Origin of the sequence: Paenibacillus sp. HGF5, assembly GCF_000204455.1 — a bacterium.
GTDB lineage: Bacteria > Bacillota > Bacilli > Paenibacillales > Paenibacillaceae > Paenibacillus_AQ > Paenibacillus_AQ lautus_A.
The window spans coordinates 1-507 of sequence record NZ_AEXS01000023.1 but is presented as its reverse complement, the minus strand read 5'-3'; the positions used below and the strand labels follow the sequence as shown (position 1 = coordinate 507).

Sequence of the window (507 nt, the reverse complement as noted above, 5' to 3'; positions counted from 1 at the left end):
ATTCACAGATGTCTGCCTGTTCATCCGCGTCCAGCTCGTTGAGTTTCTCCAGAAGCGTTAATGTCTGGCTTCTGATAAAGCGGGCCATGTTAAGGGCGGTTTTTTCCTGTTTGGTCACTGATGCCTCCGTGTAAGGGGGATTTCTGTTCATGGGGGTAATGATACCGATGAAACGAGAGAGGATGCTCACGATACGGGTTACTGATGATGAACATGCCCGGTTACTGGAACGTTGTGAGGGTAAACAACTGGCGGTATGGATGCGGCGGGACCAGAGAAAAATCACTCAGGGTCAATGCCAGCGCTTCGTTAATACAGATGTAGGTGTTCCACAGGGTAGCCAGCAGCATCCTGCGATGCAGATCCGGAACATAATGGTGCAGGGCGCTGACTTCCGCGTTTCCAGACTTTACGAAACACGGAAACCGAAGACCATTCATGTTGTTGCTCAGGTCGCAGACGTTTTGCAGCAGCAGTCGCTTCACGTTCGCTCGCGTATCGGTGATT

General features: G+C 51.3%; 2 protein-coding genes. Both read right to left on the bottom strand.

What is annotated here, in order from left to right:
* Positions 1-151, bottom strand: a 151-nt coding sequence (locus tag HMPREF9412_RS31950) for a Rop family plasmid primer RNA-binding protein (protein ID WP_034305907.1), incomplete at its 3' end; no start/stop codon positions are given.
* Positions 152-221: 70 nt separating this feature from the next.
* Positions 222-507: hypothetical protein (locus HMPREF9412_RS33765; RefSeq protein ID WP_022691992.1), on the bottom strand; the 286-nt coding region annotated here is incomplete at its 5' end.